Source organism: uncultured Campylobacter sp., from assembly GCF_938018145.1.
Classification (GTDB): domain Bacteria; phylum Campylobacterota; class Campylobacteria; order Campylobacterales; family Campylobacteraceae; genus Campylobacter_A.
Genome location: NZ_CALIII010000172.1, coordinates 1 through 3,774, shown reverse-complemented (window position 1 = coordinate 3,774; position 3,774 = coordinate 1). Strand labels below are relative to the sequence as shown.

At 48.8% G+C, this 3,774-nt stretch carries 3 protein-coding genes; 1 reads left to right on the top strand and 2 read right to left on the bottom strand.

The genetic code is table 11. The features are described 5' to 3' along the window. Positions 1 to 110 precede the first annotated feature (110 nt). Positions 111 to 1,325, bottom strand: a complete 1,215-nt coding sequence (locus Q0338_RS03975) for an acetate kinase (protein ID WP_298085628.1) — start codon at positions 1,323 to 1,325, stop codon at positions 111 to 113. Continuing rightward, complete coding sequence (pta, locus tag Q0338_RS03970; protein ID WP_298085627.1) at positions 1,325 to 2,710, bottom strand: phosphate acetyltransferase; 1,386 nt, start codon at positions 2,708 to 2,710, stop codon at positions 1,325 to 1,327. Before pta ends, Q0338_RS03975 begins: the two co-directional genes overlap by 1 nt. 62 nt (positions 2,711 to 2,772) lie before the next feature. On the opposite strand from pta, the gene flgH reads away from it, so the two are divergent. Then, entirely contained in the window at positions 2,773 to 3,474 is a 702-nt protein-coding gene (gene flgH, locus Q0338_RS03965) for a flagellar basal body L-ring protein FlgH (protein ID WP_002947754.1), read from the top strand. Positions 3,475 to 3,774: the final 300 nt, after the last annotated feature.

Here is a 3,774-nt window from a genome sequence, read left to right as displayed (position 1 = left end):
CGACTCGTCAAATTTGCAGGTCGCAAAGCTCGCCAAATCAAAGAGGCCGGCCGAAAGCTTACTTCCCGTGCATGTCACGCCGATAAAAGCTTAAATTTAAGCGGTCAAATTTAGAGAGTTTCTATCACCCTTTTTGTTTCTAGCGCGATTTCTAGCTCCTCGTTAGTAGGCACGACGAGAGTTTTTACCGTCGCGTCAGGGGCGCTGAGATCTCGTATACCGCCGCTTACGGCAAAATTTAGCTCATGATCGATCTTTATACCCATGTGCGTGAGGTCGTTGCAGATTTTCTCGCGGCTATACGGGGCGTTTTCGCCGATACCGCCGGTAAAAACGACCGCATCCACTCGGCCCAAAACCGCGTAATACGCGCCGATATATTTTTTTATACGGTAGCAAAACATCTCAAAAGCTAGATGCGCGCGCTCGTCGCCGCCTTGCATCTTGACGACCACTTCGCGCATGTCGTTTGAGCCGCAGATGCCTAGCAGTCCGCTTTTTTTGTTTAAAAACGCGTCTATGCCCTCGGCCGTGAGCTCGCCTAAATTTAAAAGATAAGTAAGCACCGCAGGATCCATATCGCCGCTTCTAGTGCCCATTATCAGGCCTTCTAGCGGGCTTAAGCCCATCGAGGTATCGACGCTTTTGCCTCCTTGCACGGCGCAGGCAGAGGCTCCGTTGCCTAGGTGTAGCGAGACGGCGTTAAATTTCTCATACGGTACGCCTAGATGCTCAGCGGCTTTTTTGGTCACGTAGTGGTGCGAGGTGCCGTGAAAGCCGTATCTGCGGATGTGTAGTCTCTTGCAAAGATCAAATGGCAGAGCGTAGCGGTAGGCGTACTCGGGGATAGTTTGATGAAATACGGTATCAAAAACGACGACGTGAGGCACCTTTTTGCCGCTTCCGTTTTTGTCTGTTTCTTGCATTGCATTTCTTATGCCTGCTAGGTGGCCCGGATTGTGAAGGGGTGCCAGCACGGAGTTTTGCTCGATTTTGGCGATGACGTCAGGGGTAACTAGAGCCGAGTCGCTAAAGCTCTCGCCGCCGTGCACGATGCGGTGTCCGATACCGTCTAGCTCGCTAAAATCATGCAGGATATTTGAGCTAACAAACAGCCGCCTCATAGCCTCAAGCCCCTCGTGGTGGTCTTTTAGCGGCGCGCGCTCCTCGTAAATTTTATCCGCGCTAACGTCTTTTAGCTTGGCATAGGAGCTTGCTTCGCCGATCTTTTCGACTAGGCCGCTAGCGATGACGCGGTTATCGGCCATATCGAAAAGCTGAAATTTAACCGACGAGCTGCCTGAGTTTAAAACCAAAATTTTCACTATTTTTCTCCTTCGTTTGCGGCTTGTATCGCGCTTATTAGGACCGTATTTACGACGTCTCCCACGCCGCATCCGCGGCTTAGGTCGTTTACCGGTTTTTTTAGACCTTGCAAGATCGGTCCGACGGCGACGCAGTTTGCGCTTCTTTGCGCGATTTTATAGCCGATATTGCCCGCGTTTAAATTTGGAAATACAAAAACGTTCGCGCGGCCGGCTACGTCGCTGTTTGGCAACTTTTTGCGCGCTACTGCGGGATCTATGGCCGCGTCGTACTGCACGGGAGCTTCGATTTTTAGGGCTGGGTCTAGCCCTCGCGCTATCTCGCCCGCGCTCCTAACTAGGTCTATATCCGCCCCGCTGCCGCTATCTCCGCTAGAGTAGCTTAGCATCGCTACCCTCGGCTCCAGTCCGAATGCGTGCGCCGTATCAGCCGATGCTATGGCGATTTGCGCGAGTTGTTCGGCGCTTGGATTTGGATTTATCGCGCAGTCGGCGTAGATCAGGATCTCCTCGTCAAAGCACATTATAAACGAGCTTGAAACTAGCGGGCTATCCGGACGCGTTTTGATGATCTGAAGCGCGGGGCGGATTGTGTGCGCCGTGGTCGTGTTTGCGCCGCTCACCATGGCGTGGGCTAGTCTTTCTTGTACCATCATCGTAGCAAAATACGTCCTATCTCGCACGAGTTCGCGGGCTTGCTCTAGGCTTACGCCCTTGCTTTTGCGAGCCTCAAAAAGCGCGGCGGTTAGGCGATCTGCGTACTCGTTTTTTTCTAAATTTATAAATCTCGCGCCGCTTAAATTTACGCCTAATTTTTCCGCTTCAAATTTAACTTCGTTTTCGTCGCCCAAAAGGATCAAATTTACCGCGCCGCTTTTTAGTAAAATTTCGCTCGCTCTTAGTATCCGCTCGTCTTCGCTTTCTGGCAAAACGACGGTTTTTTTATCTTTTGCGGCGAGTTTAAATAGCGAATTTTCAAAGCGTAAAGGCGTGATGATATCTTGCTTTGTATTTAAAATTTCATCTAAATTTCCGCTTACGATCAGCTTTGAGTTTCGCGTAAAAAAGCTCAAATTTTCGCGGCAAAAAACGGGAACGTTTAAATTTCTAGCAATCTGTAAATTTAGCTCTATTTCGCCGATATTTGCGATGCTTTGCGCTGGTTTAACGAGTACGAAAACAGCGCTCTCGGCCAGGCGGTCAAACTCATTTATCATGGTTTTAAAAAAATCACGCTCGCTACCGTTTTCAAAGGCTTTTTTGGCATTTTCGAGTCCGTAAAAATCATTGATGGGGTCAAAAACGGCTACATTTTTAAATTTTGTTGATATAATTTCGTAAATTTCTTGAAAATTCGCGCCAAGCGCAAGGATGGAATTAGCCATAATTTTCCTTTTGGAACTTGATTTGCTTATTTTATCGTAAAATTTTCACTTTAAGGTAAAACGTGAGAAAAAATATTTACTTTTGCGCCCTTGCAGCAGCGTTTTTGAGCGGGTGTTTACCTAGCGCCGACCCTCGCATAGATATGAAACCGCCCGTTTACGTCGAGCAGCTTCCCGCCAAACAGGTCAATAACCAACCAAACGCGGGCAGTCTTTTCGGTCGCGGAGATAACCCGCTTTTTGCCGACCGCAAGGCGATGAACGTAAACGATATCGTAACCGTCGTCATCAGCGAGCGCGCCAACCAAAGCTCCAGCGGCAAGCACGACACGAGTAAAAATAGCACGATAAGCCTTGGCGGAGGGATATTTACCGCGGGTTCTGCGCCGCTATCGACGCTAGCTACTCAGCTAAACAAAGCCGGCGATATCGGCTTTAGCGCGGGCAATAAAAACGAATTTACGGGTGCAGGATCTAGCGTGCGCGCAGAGGCCTTTACGACTACGATCTCGGCACGCATCATCAAGGTGCTAGAAAACGGCAACTACTTTATCGAGGGTTCGCGCGAACTGCTCATAAACGGCGAAAAGCAGATCATGCAGCTTAGCGGCGTGATCCGCCCGTACGACATCTCAAACGCCAACGAGATCGACTCGCGCTACATCGCCGACGCCAAGATCTTATATAAAACCGAAGGCGACGTGGATAGGGCGACGAGGAAGCCGTGGGGGACGAAGCTTATGGAGGCGATCTGGCCTTTTTAGTCTCCTTTATTTTTCGGCGGCTTGTCTTTTTGAGCGCTTTTTGCGGATTTTGTTAAAATTTGACTCGATAGGCTATATGCCTTATCTTCGTCAAATTTTAACTTCAAAACCCCAAAAATCATCTCAAAATACTTCGCCTTATCTTTTTCTATTCAAATTTGAAGTCAAATTTGCAAATTTAACTTCAAATTTTTACTCGCCGAGACCCGCACCCTGAAAATATAAATTTAAACACGCGACGCAATAGCGTCAAATTTAAATCTGCGCATAGCGCAGCAACTTCTCACGTGCAGTGGGGTT

What these genes read in the sequence shown, in the direction of transcription:
- pta (WP_298085627.1), bottom strand. Translation starts at nt 2,710, where the DNA reads ATGGCTAATTCCATCCTTGCGCTTGGCGCGAATTTTCAAGAAATTTAC.